Origin of the sequence: Deinococcus sp. QL22 (assembly GCF_023370075.1) — a bacterium.
Taxonomy (GTDB): Bacteria; Deinococcota; Deinococci; order Deinococcales; family Deinococcaceae; genus Deinococcus.
In genome coordinates, this window is record NZ_CP097157.1 from 1 (window position 1) to 14,476 (window position 14,476).

Consider the following 14,476-nt stretch of genomic DNA (forward strand, 5'->3'; position numbering starts at 1 on the left):
GCCTCCTCAATCCATCAAGGCCACCACAACCCATCATTCCTTTGGGTGGGCATGACCTCTGGGACACTCGAGAAGCCGTCGCTCAGCTGCTCGCTCACGAGGGCGTCATGCTATCGGACATGCCCGAAGTTCTCGTAGATTGAGTCCCTAGGTACCCAGCCGCTAACAGCTAACATTCCATGCCTTGCTGCCGAATACGTTCTACAGCCCTCCGAAAGGTCTGATGAGCAATCTCAGTTCCTTTTCTTGGAGTGACAAAGTCCTGCTAAGAACTACCGTTTGTGATTAGCAATTGTGTTGACCGTCAAGTGGGACGTGAGGGATTCGGCTTTAGAGCAACCAGCCCCCAGGCAAGGTCGGCCTGATTTGGCGCACGAGCGCATAACTCGTTGGCGCGGCGAAGGACGACTCTCTCTTTGTCTCCGACAACGACGAAGAGGCTTTGGGAGAGGCACAGGTCTACCGGACGACCACCCTGGTCCGCCGCACCACCTGGATTCCGGGTCGAGGCACGTCCGGGATGCGGGGAGATCGAGTCCTTTGGGCAGGCAACGACTGTTCTGAATCCAACCTGACTCAGGTCAGTCGGGTCGACGCCTGTGTCCTGTTGGCCAAAGCGTTAGCAGAGGCGTCAATAGCCCACAGCACTCCCGCCAGCAATGAGCAGGTTGTCAGAGACTGATCCATTCCCGATCAATCCCCATATGTGGTGACTCCATGCAACCTGATGCCCTACTCTTTCTCTACGCACAGCTCCGCTCCGCCTCAGCATCCAACCACAGCTGGGGGGGCGATCCGAACGGTCTGGGCAGCAACATTCCCATTCCAACCCACATCAGCCATGGTCTACGCATTCTTGACCCTCGACCACCTCAGGCGGAACCCTTCATGACACCTCTGACACACCACCGCTCCGCTCCACCTCGCAAGTTCCTTCAGACCACCGTGATCGCGGCGGGACTGCTGATCCTCACAGCCTGTAATGCCTTCGCTCCACCGACTGCTCAGTCACAGCTCAACAAGTGCATTCGGGAAGCGTGCAAAGTATTTCAGCTGGTGGGGAACGTCGGGGCACCACGCATCTACCTCACCACCAGCGACGACCTGATGCGAGCCCACCTCGCAACGCTCAACATGACTCGTGAACAGTTCGTTGCGTCCGCCGCAGGCCAAGCTTTTGTTGCTCAACACACTTTTATTGGGTCTAAAGTGACCAGTGGCACGTATCAGAATTTAGCAGGCCAATCGTATACGTTCACCTGTGCGGATTCGACGTCCACGGATCGGTACAGGTGTGTCATCGGTGGAAAACGTGCCGCGTTCGAATTGCCCATGATGGAGGTGACCGACGGTACCCTCATGATTCTCGACGGCATTCTCGGCGACTGAACAAGGTGGGGGGCACTGGACGATCCGAACGGTCTGGGCAGCAACGTTCCCATTCCACCCGGTCTAGGCATTCTTGACCCTCGAGCACCTCAGGCGGAACCCTTCATGACACCTCTGATACACCACCGCTCCGCTCTAACTCGCAAATTCCTTCAGACCACCGTGATTGCGGCGGGCCTGTTGGTCTTCACCGCCTGTGAACGCTACTCTTTAGTTCCACGAACCGCCCAGTCAGAACTCAATGGTTGCCTTCGGGAGGCCTGCAAGATTTTTCAGTCGGTGAGGAACACGGGGTCACCACGCATCTACCTGATCACGCGAGACGACCTGATGCGAGCTCACCTCGAGACGCTCAACATGACTGGTGCGCAATTCGCACAGTCTCCTCTAGGCAAAGCTTTTGTTGCTCAGCACACTTTTATTGGATCTAAAGTGACCAGTGGGTCCTATCAGAATTTAGCAGGCCAATCGTATCCATTCACCTGTGCCGAGCCGACGCCCCCAGATCGGCACGATTGTGTTATTGGTGGTAAATTTGCCAGGTTTGATTTTCCACCCGTGCCCATCCCAGACGGTGCCCTCATGATTCTTGACGGCATTCTCAGCGACTGAAGGAGTGTCTGAAGCGCTGGCCTGAACACAGACATTTGGTGTCCTCCCGTACAGAGGAACTGAGGGGGATGCTGACCGCGTTGCTCGCTCCTCAAAGATTCACCGGAGGGGGCGCCGCGGCTCTGAAAGGACAGCGACTGAGGGGCTGCGTGGCTGCGGAGACGGAGCAAGCATCAGCACGTCTCTCATGCGAGAGAAGACCGGACGAACAAACCTGGAGGAGAACGGGTGAAGAACTTGGGTTGGCCTGTGCTGATGCTGCTGGTGGGGCTAGGGTTATTGGTCTGGGCCGCGCTCGACTATTTTCTTCATGGCTCAACCACTGCGCCACTTGGGGGGATCTGGCCGGGGGTGGCCCTCATGGTGCTCGGCCTTGGAGGGCTGTCAAGAACTTAGGGAAGTCTGCTTAGGCGGACAGCAGCGAAAGGAAGCCGGTGGCCACCACGCCTGCGCTTTCTCTCCGCAGCAGGGGCAAGTCCGACAACTCGGGCAAGCAGGGTAATGAATATGGTGTTCTGCTGGTGTTCATTGTATTGAACCGACGCTCTCCAATCCCAGAAATACGGCTGACAGAGACGGCGGGGCGGCAAATCAACGGACTCCCAATAGCTCCGGACGGGCCCGCTGCACGAAGAGTTTTACCAACGACTGAGTTCGGTGACTGCTCAGCGGGGGCTTGGACTTGGCTGAGCAGTTAGAGTAGGGGCATCTCCGAGGATGCCTGCCCGAACTGCAAAAAATTGGAAGCTCAGCTCGCCAAAGTGCTCGCTGATCTTCAAGAAGTCAAGGCACGTCTTGCCCTGAACAGCACGACCTCCCATCAACCTCCGAGCCAAGACAAGTCTTGGACCCCGAAGAGTGAGCGCCAGAAGTCCGGCCGGACTTCTGGCGCTCAACCCGGTCACCCGGGCAAGACGCTGAAGATGGTCGAACATCCTGATGAGGTCGTAACACTTCCTGTTACCGGACACTGTGGTTGTGGTCATGCCTGGGACACGGTGACGGTCCGTGATGAACTCGCGCGGCAGGTTCTGGACCTGCCTGAGATCCGTCTGCATGTGGTGGAGTATCGCGCCCAAGTCAAGATCTGCCCGACCTGTCACTGCCGCGAGCAGGCCACCTTTCCAGCCCAGGTTCCTGGTCACGTGCAGTACGGTCCCCGAATCCACGGTCTGGCTGTCCTTCTGAACGCCGTGCACTTCGTTCCGTTGAAACGCACCTCGAACATTCTGGAAGCCGTCTGTGGGGCGAAGCTCAGTGACGGCACCATCTCTCTCAGTCTCCAAGTGACTGCTGGACGTCTGACCACGTTTGAGACTGAGCTCAAAGCCGCACTCCTCGAGCAGCCGGTCCTCCATGCCGATGAGACCGGGAGCAAGGTGAATGGGAAGCTGGCCTGGATGCATGTCGTGAGCTGCGAGCAGCTCACACTCTATGGGCACCACGAGCAGCGAGGATACGCCGCTCTGAAGGACATGGATGTCCTTCCTCGATTTAAGGGCACCGTCATACACGATGCCTGGATCACCTATTTCCAACTGCCGGCACAGCATGCACTGTGCAACGCCCATCTCCTCCGGGAATGGCGGCATTTAGCTGAGGGGCACGGACAGCTCTGGGCCGGGGAACTTCGCCGTGCCATGCAACTCGTCTATCACGAGAACAAAATGGGCACACTGACACCGGAAGGAAAAGCTGACTTCCTGGAACGGTTCGACACCTTCGTCCAGGCTGGGTTGGACACCAATCCAGCGGTGGAATCTGTAGCCGGAAACCGCGGTCGGGTGAAGCAAACTAAGGGGCGGAATCTGGCCTTGCGGTGCCAGCGTTACCGCGAAGCGATTCTGCGCTTCCTTCACGACGCACAGGTTCCATTTGATAACAATCAAGCAGAACGAGACATCCGCATGGCCTGCGTCAAGCGCAAAGTTTCTGGAGGCTTTCGATCAGTGGAGTGTGGTGTGAATTTCTGCCGCATTCGTAGCTATACTTCTACACTTCACAAGCAGGGTGTAAATATTTACCCTGGTCTTGTAAGTGTCTTTCGTGGCGACACCCTTATGCCTGACTTCTCGTATTGAGTAGTTGCCTAGATCTTATGTTGAGTGGTTATTGAAGGAGTTAAGTATGGCGAGGATTCTTCTGACTGATTTGCTTAAAGGCAGTCACACTTTACATAGAGATATGAGTTTAATAGGTTTCCAGGAAGAATTCGGAAACTTTCGTGAAATTTATAAAGAAAGTAACGGCACGATTGAAGCTTATGACAAAAGCCTTGTAGCTTACTTTGACGGCACGGGGTTGTATGGATTATACATTAGACCTTTTGGGTATGAGGATTCCGATATGATAGATCTACAAGGATTAGAGAATGGTAGTGAAGGTCATTTCAGCGAATGTCTGGGTCAACAAGGTATTTATCATGAGAAGAATATTTTAACTGATGATGATACTGGGGTAGCATATGAATTAACCTTCCCTAGTAGGGCTGGCATCGTTATCAGTTCTGGTGAAATAGACAGAATTGCGATTTTTTCATTACACAAAAGAATTTCGTAACTACTCACCGCGAATAGGGGTTGACAGCGGCGCGATCAGCCGCCGATATCAGTGAATTTCAGATTGTGCGCGAGGACGTTCAGAGCCACTTTCAACCGTAGGCTTACATACGTCTTCACCTGACCCCAGCGCAGTCCGGCCCCAGCGAGGACGGAGAACGCCGACTCTATGCACTTCCTGGCCGCCCCATATTCCGGTTTCCAGCGCGGATCCATTCGTTTCGCATTGACCTTTGGCGGCGTCAGGCACGTTCCCGACTGATACCCCTTATCCCCGATCTGTTTTGGCCCGCCAAAAGCGGGCCAATCTCTGTTCATCTCGCAGAGCACGCTGAAATCGTGCTCATTTGCAGGACGAATCTCATACCGCACGATCTTGCCGTTCAGCGCGCTCCAGGCGTGGAGTTTGAAGCCATAGACCGGCCCAGCCGTACTGAACCCGTGGCGTGCCCCTCGGAACTTGCAGCGTGGCGCGCGCTTGAACGTCGAAACTGGAAGCGGCTCGGAATCGACAGCGACGAAGTCCAGTTCCTGGACTTCGGTGGCGAGTTGTTCAACGACTAGGGTCAACCGGGACAGCCGGATTCGGGCCTGGGTCTCAGAAGGGAAGTGCGGGAAGTGATTGAGCTTGAGAAATCGCCACCAACGGTTGAAGTACGGCACCTTGTGCAGCTTCTGGAGGAGGGCAATTGCCAGTAGTTCAGCATCGGAGATTTTCTCGTGTGTGTGGAGTAATTTTGCCGGGACGTGTGGAGCGATCCAGCGGCTCAGGAGGGTGACAGCGGTGGTGAGCGGCAGTACAGTGAAATCGGGACGGCCCATAACTGTACTTCGGGAAAACTCAGGGGCCGCTGAAAAGACCAGTACAGGAACAGCAGGTCATGCAGCGAACTGGCAGGACTGCTCCTGCCAGTTCCTCTCGAATTGCAGGCACAGAGTCGCCTCTCAGGTCATCCGGTTGGCTGAGTCGCAACCACTGGAGAAAGAGCAGAGCCATCATGCACAGCTGTGCATGATGATGTAGACCACGCCATGAACGCCCCTCGAAATGATCTAGACCCACCTCCTGTTTCAATTCCCGATGGGTCAATTCGCAAGCCCAACGCCGCTTGGTCACCTCAACGAGGTGCTCAAACGATGTCTCGGGAGGAAGGTTGCAGGCGGAGTACTTTCGCTCACCACCACGCCTTTCTTCTCCGATGATCCAGGCGGCTTGACCTGGGAGGTGTTGCCCTTGCCGATATTCTGTGCCATCCGCAAGGCACACGTATTGAGCAGCGAATCGTCCAGAGAGCGGAGCTTTCGTTCCTTGCCGCCACACCACCTGATGCCAAACCGCGTTTGCCAATGTCTCTCGGACAGTCTGACGTGGTTGAGACGGTGTCGGGTACTTGGAACGCCGTCCATGAACCGGTTTAACGCTGGGCAGGAGTTGAACATCGGCGGGATACACCTTCTGCGTCGAGTGAATGCCGACAGACCATTGAAGTTGACGTTCGCTGAGGGCTTGCCTGAAAGCGGCAGTGGCCCCGTAACCCGCATCTGCAAGCACCAGACCGAAATTCAACTGTGGCCGAAGACGATCAAGTTCCTCCAAGGCAACGGCCCACTTGCTCTGCGTTTGCTGGTGTTCCTCAGGAACACCAGCAGCTTTCATCCGCTGCAGATCACCCGTCCAGTCTCGGGGGAGAAAGAGGCGCAGACTGACTGGAACAGGAAAAATGTGCTGGGCAAGCGTGAGCGAAACTAAACACTGGCACTGAGTTAATCCCCCTACTTGTCCTGAGTATTGCTTCGTCACCCCAACCGACTTCGTCCCAAATTTAGTCAAGCAGGTATCGTCGATGATCAAGACGGCATCCTGCCCACCGAGAAGTGCGTTGGCGCGCTGAAGAAACAAGGGTTCAAGAGTGGCGGTGCTCCAAGGGCTGTCCGTGATGAAGTGTTGAAACTGATCCTCGCTCCCAGGAGCAATCCACTGGGCCATCGGCGTCATGCTTTTTCGACGAGCCATGCTGCACAAGCCTTGAACATAAAGTGGCGCGAGACGGCGTTGCGCTTTGTGCGGCAACTGACTCTGAAAGGGTTCGAACCAGCTTGGAAAATGGCGAGTCCAGCGTGGCAAGGGGCGACGCATAATGAAGACCAGCATCAACGATGCTGGTCTTCTTGTCACGCCCTAAGTTTTCGTTTTCCCGAAGTACAGATAAGCACCGTCCCTTTCGCATTTTTTGTCGCTCGGATCAACTCCTATCCGCGGTTACTCAGCACGAGGCCGAATCTTGTGCTGAGTAGTTACCTTTTTTTTCCAACTCGGGGACGCGCACGTTCACCCAAGTCTCCACGGCCTCTTCCGAACGTTCCATCGCCCGTCTATCCGGTTTCTGTGGGGATTCTCCCCACAGATGTAACAAGCGGCTGACATGATCGACGTCGTACCAAACATCAAAACGGAGCCCGATCACTTCACGCACTCGGGGACACGTCCACCGCTGATCTGGGAACCGAGCTGGATCCGGCCCGGCCTGGAGCAAGTCCATGATCGTGGCGATCTGCCCATCCGTGAGCCGCCGTGGTGGGCCGGGTGCACGAGTCGCCTCCAGCGACCCCTGCTGGCGCAGGCGTCGTCTCCAAGCCCGCACCGTGCTGGGACTGACCCCACTCATCTCTGCGATCTGGGTGGCGTTGAGTTCCCCAGCCTCCAACAGAGGCTTGGCGAACAGGCGACGCTCCTCTAACTGTGCCCGTGTCTACTGGGATGGCTGCCAAATCAGCGACATGTCTCAAATGTAACTCGGCGTTGTTCAGCTGTACAGGGATCAATAGGCCGTGGGAGTGAGGGTCGTTGATCGATTGGATCCAGAGACAGAAGCAATGCGCGCGGAGCTTGAGGTGCTTGAAAAGACGTGACCGTTGTGGTGCTTTCACTTGCTAGGCGCGAGACACGCCTTCGGCAGATTTGCCCTGATCGCCTCTGGCTGCGCCGTACAGTGAGGCGATGAAAGCCTTGATGCTGAGCAGTGTTCTGCTGACCTTGACCGCCTGCGCGACGTCGCCAGCGCCCGCTGCACCGGCACTGAGTCTGCAAGTAATGCCCAACCCCATCACTGTGGGCCGAGAACTGAAGCTCAACCTCACCCTGCAACACGAGCCCGGTCTCTGGTACGTGCTGCTGTTGGTGGAAAGTCCGGATGGTCAGGTCGATCAGCTCCTCCCGAATCGTCTGCCGGGTGGAGCCGGCACCCTCAAGGCTGGCCAGACGGTCGTGTTTCCTGCACCGGAAGCGAACATCCTGTTGAAAGCGACGGCACCTGCAGGGGTGCATACGGTGCTGGCTTACGCGAGTCCAAGGCCGCTGAATCTGGAGGGCATCAGTGCCTATGCCTCGGAGAGTGCGGCGTTTGCGACGGTGCAGGCCAATCGGCAGGGGGTCGGGGGTCTGGAAGGCTCGACGACCGCCATTATCAAATTGCTCAATCCCGGCATCGCCACGTTGGCGAAGTTCACGGTCACGGCACAGCCTTAAGAGCGCGCCCTCCCTACACGAAGAACTCAAGTCGGTGTGCCACTTTCGGCCAGTCTCAGCAGCTTGTGGATGGACATGAGGTCGCCGCGCGTTAGAAACGCAACGGGCGCTTCGTCATCCAGCACCGGATTGGAGACACGTAGCCAGATCCGGGCTGTGTCCAGCGAACCAAAGACATCGCGTAAGTGGTGGGCCAGTGCGTCTAGCGGGTGCAGATCGTCGCTGGGAGGAACCGTGGGAAGCGTAGGCGAATTACCATTCAAAACCTGTCCCAGTTCTTCCCAGGTCAGTCCTAATGTCTGGGCCACCCGGTGAGCGTCGAGTTGGCCCGTCTCTGGATGCCGCGTCTCTGTCAGCAGGGTGTGCGAATCTGGGCCGGTCATGATGGCTTGACCAGAACATCGGGCTGTTTCAGCGTCCATACCAGCATATAGAGCCTCCCTGTGGGAGAGAAGAGGGGGCGAAGCCTATACCCATCGCCAGAACCGCAAGGAGAGTCAGCCTGCTACGCTCCTTCAGCCTCCGGGGGGTTCAGCATCCCGAACAAGTGCAGGCTCAGAACCGTTTCGCTGAGTTGCACGGATGCCTCGTTGAAGACCACGAACCCATCGGTGACCCGCTCACGGCTCGACACACGCAGCTCAGATAAAAACTGAAAGCCGGAAAACCGGCGTCTGGCGTGAGGGGCGTCAATGCTCACTCCCGCCATTCGTAGCCGCTGCAATGCGTCCATGACCTCGGTGGCGGTCAGATTGACCAGAGGATCGACTTCCCGAATCAGGGCGTCGAGTTGTTCACCGGTGACTACCACCTTCCAGTCGCGGAGCTTGTTCTGGAGCGGAGGCGCACGCAGCAAGGCCGCCAGAACTACAGCATCGACGCCGGACGGCACCACGAAGGGCGCGTTGTAGATGTTGACCAGCTGCTCCTCACCCTGCCAGTGCCGGACATACCCTAGATGGGAGCGAATGGGATCGGGGGGCAGGGAGGGAGCAATGAGCCCGTGGAACTGCATTGGGCCGCCCAACTGTGTTTCGAGAGTGAGCTGATCTGGTATAGGTTGAGTCGCCATCTACTTGCCCCATTGGGCAGAGGACGGATGGACGACCTGGCTTTCCCCCACTGGGGCCGCTCCAGTCCTCAATACGCAGACTTCCGGGCGAAGGGGTTGAATGTGGCCATTCATGGGGACGGCAGTTTGCTGTATTAGACGGGAAGAGACTTCAACAGTCTGGGATCCCAAGTCCTCGTAAATGTCGAACATCAGATGTATGTCGCTGAGTCGGCGGGAAGCGGGAAGACGTAAGGCAAGAATCGCACTATCGAAAACCTCGAAGATCAAGCAGGAAATCTGCTGGCATGGAGTGAGACAGATGTGGTCAGGTCGAGGGGATAGATGTGTTGAAATGTAGGGACTTGCCTTGGGGCATAAGGTGTAGGGCTGCACCCGCCCAGGCGCGGATTGTCGCAGTCGAGCCCTTCCCTGGCCCAGCTAGGCCCGAATCCCTGAGGCATCCAGCCCCTCGAGAGTCAGCGTGGTCGGACTAAATTCGACCTGAAAGAGCCGCACGAATTTTTCACCCCCCGGCTTCTGACTCTGGCTATGAATCTGGAGCCGATCAATCAAATGGAAGGTCTGGCGCCCTGGGCTCCCCCCAGGCGCATCAAGGGTGAATCGGGTCGTTTGAAGGCGCGTGACCGCTTGTACTATGTCGTCTAACGTCAGCGTATTGGTGCGCTCAGTTTTCCAGATCAACTCGTCCAGCTCCTCCACCCGCACGAGCACGACCCAATAGGGATGGGTGAGCGCCGGGGGAGCCATCAACAGTGCCTGAAGCACCAACGCGTCCGAACCATGGGGCACTCCTTCTGACGGATTGTGGATATGGACTTCTTGCTCTCCCCCTTTCCAGTGCCGCCGGTAGGCCAAGCGGGGCCGGACGGGCGCCGCAGGCAGAGGCGGGGCAATCAGCCCGTGAAACTGCATCGGGCCGCCCAGTTCGGCCTCCAGCATGTGCTGCTCTGGGAGGTCTTTAGAAGCCATCTCTTTCCCCTTTGAGGCGCAGCCGCCCCAGACAAGTGTGTTGTGTCACCGGGAGGCTGATCCAGGCCTTACCACAGGATTGACGCAGGTCAGGCCGCTTCATTTGCTGGGCATCGCTGCCTTTTTGATGAAGCTCATGCGACTGTTGCCGACGTCCAGCAGCATCTTTTCCCAGAGCACAGGCTTGCTCGACTGGATGAACAGTTCTAAGGTGTTGATTTTGGGACCAAAGGAAATGGAGCGGAACGTTCCGTTATAGAGCAGAGGTTTGAGCGGGCCGCCATTGACCCGAACCGCCATCAGCGCGTCTTTGGGCAGATACAGACTATTGAAATACCCGGTGAAACGCACGTCGGTATGCATCAGCCCCTCGGGTAAAGAGAGATCGAGCCGGGCGGCGTCAGGGTAGTCCAAGCGGCCACCGACCAGTTGCATGCCGACCACGCGAAATGGCCAACTGGAACCTGTCCCCAACTGCTGCACCAGCGCCTTGATGTTCTTGGCCTTGAAGCTGTACCCAGCCTGGTCGGCGGTGACGGTGAAGCCGCAGACCTCCCGGCGCAGGGGCTGCGTCTGGCGATTGAGGCGGATAGCTGTTTTTTGCACAGGATTGGGAAAGACTTCGACCGTCTGGTAGCCCAGGTACCCATTGTTGTCGAGGATGAGGGTCTTGCAGTCGATGTCGGCAGCAGCAGCCGTGGAGAGCAGAAACAGAGCAGGCAAGAATCGCAGCACAGAGAACCTCGGCCATCAACAAGGGCAAATGAAGTGAAGCAGCGAAAGGGCAGGCTGAACCAAGTTGGTTCAGCCACGGCCCAGTGAAGTGAACCTTCTTTATTTCAGCAAATCGGCCTGTCAGACGCTAAAAAACCAATTTGGTATAAGATTACCATAGATTAGATTCACTGTACAAGATTACCAAAGGTCACGACCCTAACGGGATGCCCAAAACAAATCAGCCCGCCAGTCCGCTCAGAGCCGTGTTTGGGGCGAACTTGCGGGCCACCCGCAAGGCCAAAGGGCTATCGATCTTCGATATCGCGCATGACAGCAAGATTGATTGGTCGTACATCTCACAGATCGAGCGGGGTCAGCGCAATAGTGGCTTGGACATGCTTGACGCATTGGCCCAGGCCGTTGGGGTGAGGGTGGTCGATTTATTGGATCCAGAGACGGAGGCTGTCCATGCTGGAACCGAGGCTCCCGACGAGACATAACGTGCCAAGTCGAAGGAGATCGAGCAGGTCTACTGAACGGTGAGCGTATTTATCAGCGCGTCGCGAACGGCGGAGGTGTGGTCGGCCCGCCAGCAAGCGAACACCGAAGTCCACCATTCCAGCCCCGGCGTCTCAAGAACTGTGTACTGGGCCTTCGACAAAGAGAGTGCCGATTGCGGCACGATACTGAGACCAAAGCCTGCGCCGACGAAGGCCAGCACCGTGGACCACTCTGTCGCCTCCTGAGCGACCTGCGGCACAAATCCCGAGGCGACACACAACTCGGTCAGATAGGTGCGAAAGTCCTCACCAGCGCTTGGCGGCGGTAAAACGAAGGGCTGAGAGGCAAGGTCGGCTACCTCAACGACCCGGCCCGACAACAGGTGCTCCGCCGCCGCAACCACCAGCAGCCGTTCCCGAAACAGCAGACGGGTGCGGAAGGTACCCTCCGCGGCGACCTCGCGGCCCAGGCCGAGATCGATCTCACGCCGGTGCAGGGCGGCGAGCATCGGATCGGTGGTCATCTCGGTGATGGTCAGCGCCACACCGGGCCGGGCCAGACGGAAGCGCGCGGGCCTTCCTTTCCCGCCGTCCAGTGTCGCTAGAGGGGATTGAACCCAACTCCGCTACCCCTTAAAACTTGCCTTAAGTTGCACGATGATGACGACTCATAGACTCATTGGTATGGCTGAAGTCATCCCACAACGTCAGGTCACACCTGAACTCACCACTTATTATGACGGCTTGACAGCCGAGGTCGCCCAGCAGGTTCATCAAGTCCTTCCCGAAGCACACATTGAACATGTCGGTGCCACCGCTGTTCCCGGCCTGACGACCAAAGGCGACCTCGATATTGCCGTACGTGTTCCGCAAACATCTTTCGATTCCGCCATCAGCACCTTAGGCTCTGTCTTTCAGCCTATCCATGAGGAACATTGGATACCTGCGATACACGCCATCTTCAACGCACCGTCTCAAGACGGGACTGAGATCAGCTTGCAACTTGTGGCCATCGGTTCAACGCACGACTTTTTCGCACAACTCAAGCGGCGCTTACTGGATCACGAAGATTTTCGTCGTCAGGTCAATGAGATCAAAGCCACTTACGCAGCCTCAGGAATGGATGTGTACCGTACGCAAAAAGCCGTCGTGTATGACAGGATTCTGGCATGGCGAGGTTCACAGACCTTGGATTGGTATGACTTTGAGGAATGGACCCGTCCACCATCAGGAACCTGGGTGATCGGTCAAGTTCAACGGCCAGACGGGTCGGTGATGTTCATCGCGGGACGGTATGAAGAGGCAGAGGATATCGTGCGTGACGCAAGCGATCACACTTGGGGGTGGGACACGCCTGATCGAGTGATGCGGTGGGCGGCGCTTGAGTGGCCTGTTCTGATGTCGTCGTGAGGATCTTGATTCAGCGCAACCGCTAATCGAATACCGCGCCGCAGTGCTGCTCGGCCTCCTCAATGGTTTTATCCCCAACGTGCTGCTGGCCTACGCGCTGAGCCGAATCGACAGCGCTCCAGCGGCGCTGCTTCAGGCGACCACGCCGCTGTTTGTCGCTGTCGGCGGTCAGTTGGGGCTATCGGCAGACCGAATTGTGCCGCGTCAGGCTCTAGGGATCGTGGCGGCGCTGGGCGGAAGTGCCACCATCATTGGCTCATTTGCGGTGTTGGGCGCGGCGATGTCCTACGCTGGAGCGGCGCTGGTCGTGTCTCGGCTGCGGCCGACCGAACCAACCCAGACCGCACTGGGGCAGCAACTGGCGGCCATGATATTCGCCGCCGTGGCCGCCGCCCTGCTCGAGCCGCTGAGCGCTTGGCAGCAACCGGCCAGCGTGTGGTGGGCGCTCCTCGGCATGGCCGTGGTCTCAACAGCGCTCCCGGTGATTCTCTTCTTTCGGCTGCTCAGCACAACGTCAGCGGCGCAGGCTTCACTGGTGCATTACTTGCTGCCGGTGGCTGCACTTCTCTACGGGGTGGGCTTTTTGGGAGAGCACCTGCAACCCCTCTCCGTGCTGGGCGGCGTAGTCATCCTGGCGTCTATCTGGCTGGCAAACAGTACCCATGCCGTATCTAGACGAGCGGTCCGTTGACGAACGCACGCTTCATGGCCGTCAGCTCATTTCACTGGCTCAACTCAGAAGACCGTCATGGACATCCGCATCATCGCGCTGCCCTACCAGATGGATGTGGCCCGCTGGAATGACGCTTGGGAATCTGCCGCCTTTCTCGACGCTGGATGAGTCGCATGCTTGAATGTTCTGGAGCCATAGAAGTACAAGCCGGTCTGAATGGATTTGTCACACAGCGAATAGATTCACAGTACCGTCACCAATCTTGGCACGGTCGCTGCCCGAACCTCCTAAAAGGTGAGCGACCTCCCTAGTTCATCCGGGGCAGCTTCGTGAGCGTGCAAGGTAGCACTGCGCCGGAGCATCAGGATGGTGTGCCGGATCAGCCCGGAGGTTCACCCCTCTTGGACATGGGCGGACGAACCAGAGTTCCAGTCTTCGTCAGGCGTCTCTGAGGCGGCTGGCGGAACCGCTGAGCTTGAGTTCCTCGACCAGCTCCACCCCCTCGTAGTTCAGGGCCAGTTCCTCGGCCTGTCCGTCTACATCCCGGCGGTACGCCCGGCAGGTCAAGCAGCTTCCTTCCCAACCCACGACCAGAAGCACGTGGCGGGCATCGAACAGGCCCAGGCGTTGACCCGATCTGAACCAGCGGTGGTCTTTGCGTTGTGCGTGAAGCTGGCTGTCGTCATACATCAGCCAGTTGCCTCTCCAGTCGGTGGTGCCGCCCGAGATCTCCCGGAGCGCCTCGCTCCGACCTAGGATGAACCGGGAATCAACGTCCAGCACCGCGTTTCTGGAAGGGCTGTACCAAGCAGAGCGGCCCAGGGTGGAGGCCAGCATGACGTGCAAGGTGTCCCCCCGTTGCTCGCCAAAAAGCAGGCCGCCGCGCAACCGGGCAGGCGAGTCCAGTTGCAGTTGCAGGCTGCGGGCCACCGACGGCGAAAGGGCCACCTGTGAGAGGTCTTCAAGTTCTCCGTCAGGCTCCCTCACCGCTCTGGCCGCACTCCAGTACTCCCGCTGCTCTGCCCTCATCATGCAGTCAGTGTAGGG

The 14,476-nt window shown here is 57.6% G+C and carries 17 protein-coding genes; 8 read left to right on the forward strand and 9 right to left on the reverse strand.

The window, feature by feature from the left end:
- Positions 1 to 717 precede the first annotated feature (717 nt).
- The 4 genes from M1R55_RS30150 to M1R55_RS30165 all read left to right on the forward strand — a co-directional run bounded on the left by M1R55_RS30150 (position 718) and on the right by M1R55_RS30165 (position 4,560).
- Complete coding sequence (locus M1R55_RS30150) at positions 718 to 1,389, forward strand: hypothetical protein (RefSeq protein WP_249396768.1); 672 nt, start codon at positions 718 to 720, stop codon at positions 1,387 to 1,389.
- 105 nt (positions 1,390 to 1,494) lie between these two features.
- Positions 1,495 to 2,001, forward strand: coding sequence for a hypothetical protein (locus M1R55_RS30155; protein ID WP_249396769.1), 507 nt, complete (start codon positions 1,495 to 1,497; stop codon positions 1,999 to 2,001).
- Between the two features lie 707 nt (positions 2,002 to 2,708).
- The gene (locus M1R55_RS30160) at positions 2,709 to 4,082 is read left to right on the forward strand and encodes an IS66 family transposase (protein WP_249396848.1); all 1,374 of its coding nucleotides are present in this window, start codon (positions 2,709 to 2,711) and stop codon (positions 4,080 to 4,082) included.
- Positions 4,083 to 4,128: 46 nt separating this feature from the next.
- Positions 4,129 to 4,560 (forward strand): hypothetical protein, encoded by a 432-nt coding sequence (locus M1R55_RS30165; RefSeq protein WP_249396770.1) that lies wholly within the window; start codon positions 4,129 to 4,131, stop codon positions 4,558 to 4,560.
- A 35-nt stretch (positions 4,561 to 4,595) separates the two neighbouring features.
- Here the strand turns inward: M1R55_RS30165 and M1R55_RS30170 are convergent, their stop codons facing one another.
- The 3 genes from M1R55_RS30170 to M1R55_RS32555 all read right to left on the reverse strand — a co-directional run bounded on the left by M1R55_RS30170 (position 4,596) and on the right by M1R55_RS32555 (position 7,264).
- Positions 4,596 to 5,381, reverse strand: a complete 786-nt coding sequence (locus tag M1R55_RS30170; RefSeq protein ID WP_249396771.1) for an IS982 family transposase — start codon at positions 5,379 to 5,381, stop codon at positions 4,596 to 4,598.
- A 19-nt stretch (positions 5,382 to 5,400) separates the two neighbouring features.
- Positions 5,401 to 6,711 carry an IS701 family transposase gene (locus M1R55_RS30175; protein ID WP_249396772.1) on the reverse strand — a complete coding sequence of 437 codons (1,311 nt, stop codon included), beginning with the start codon at positions 6,709 to 6,711 and terminating at the stop codon, positions 5,401 to 5,403.
- Between the two features lie 112 nt (positions 6,712 to 6,823).
- Complete coding sequence (locus M1R55_RS32555; protein WP_371827347.1) at positions 6,824 to 7,264, reverse strand: winged helix-turn-helix domain-containing protein; 441 nt, start codon at positions 7,262 to 7,264, stop codon at positions 6,824 to 6,826.
- Between the two features lie 293 nt (positions 7,265 to 7,557).
- Between M1R55_RS32555 and M1R55_RS30180 the strand changes: the two genes are divergently transcribed.
- Entirely contained in the window at positions 7,558 to 8,085 is a 528-nt protein-coding gene (locus tag M1R55_RS30180) for a DUF4384 domain-containing protein (RefSeq protein ID WP_249396773.1), read from the forward strand.
- A 26-nt stretch (positions 8,086 to 8,111) separates the two neighbouring features.
- Here M1R55_RS30180 and M1R55_RS30185 read toward each other — a convergent pair whose 3' ends face one another.
- The 4 genes from M1R55_RS30185 to M1R55_RS30200 all read right to left on the reverse strand — a co-directional run bounded on the left by M1R55_RS30185 (position 8,112) and on the right by M1R55_RS30200 (position 10,864).
- Positions 8,112 to 8,468, reverse strand: coding sequence for an MbcA/ParS/Xre antitoxin family protein (locus M1R55_RS30185; protein WP_249396774.1), 357 nt, complete (start codon positions 8,466 to 8,468; stop codon positions 8,112 to 8,114).
- Between the two features lie 122 nt (positions 8,469 to 8,590).
- A complete protein-coding gene (locus M1R55_RS30190; RefSeq protein WP_249396775.1) occupies positions 8,591 to 9,157 on the reverse strand; it encodes a hypothetical protein in 567 nt (188 codons plus the stop codon).
- A gap of 420 nt (positions 9,158 to 9,577) precedes the next feature.
- Positions 9,578 to 10,129 (reverse strand): hypothetical protein, encoded by a 552-nt coding sequence (locus M1R55_RS30195; RefSeq protein ID WP_249396776.1) that lies wholly within the window; start codon positions 10,127 to 10,129, stop codon positions 9,578 to 9,580.
- Positions 10,130 to 10,228: 99 nt separating this feature from the next.
- On the reverse strand, positions 10,229 to 10,864 hold the full coding sequence (locus M1R55_RS30200; RefSeq protein WP_249396777.1) for a hypothetical protein: 636 nt from the start codon (positions 10,862 to 10,864) through the stop codon (positions 10,229 to 10,231).
- 206 nt (positions 10,865 to 11,070) lie between these two features.
- Between M1R55_RS30200 and M1R55_RS30205 the strand changes: the two genes are divergently transcribed.
- Positions 11,071 to 11,346, forward strand: coding sequence for a helix-turn-helix domain-containing protein (locus tag M1R55_RS30205; RefSeq protein ID WP_249396778.1), 276 nt, complete (start codon positions 11,071 to 11,073; stop codon positions 11,344 to 11,346).
- Between the two features lie 29 nt (positions 11,347 to 11,375).
- On the opposite strand, the gene M1R55_RS30210 is transcribed toward M1R55_RS30205, so the two are convergent.
- Positions 11,376 to 11,942, reverse strand: coding sequence for a LysR family substrate-binding domain-containing protein (locus tag M1R55_RS30210; protein ID WP_371827352.1), 567 nt, complete (start codon positions 11,940 to 11,942; stop codon positions 11,376 to 11,378).
- An 88-nt stretch (positions 11,943 to 12,030) separates the two neighbouring features.
- On the opposite strand from M1R55_RS30210, the gene M1R55_RS30215 reads away from it, so the two are divergent.
- Both M1R55_RS30215 and M1R55_RS30220 read left to right on the forward strand, forming a co-directional pair.
- Complete coding sequence (locus tag M1R55_RS30215; RefSeq protein ID WP_249396780.1) at positions 12,031 to 12,756, forward strand: GrpB family protein; 726 nt, start codon at positions 12,031 to 12,033, stop codon at positions 12,754 to 12,756.
- A gap of 25 nt (positions 12,757 to 12,781) precedes the next feature.
- On the forward strand, positions 12,782 to 13,447 hold the full coding sequence (locus M1R55_RS30220; RefSeq protein ID WP_256566091.1) for a DMT family transporter: 666 nt from the start codon (positions 12,782 to 12,784) through the stop codon (positions 13,445 to 13,447).
- Between the two features lie 420 nt (positions 13,448 to 13,867).
- Here M1R55_RS30220 and M1R55_RS30225 read toward each other — a convergent pair whose 3' ends face one another.
- Positions 13,868 to 14,461: a hypothetical protein gene (locus M1R55_RS30225; RefSeq protein ID WP_249396782.1), complete on the reverse strand. Its 594-nt coding sequence runs from the start codon at positions 14,459 to 14,461 to the stop codon at positions 13,868 to 13,870.
- Positions 14,462 to 14,476: the final 15 nt, after the last annotated feature.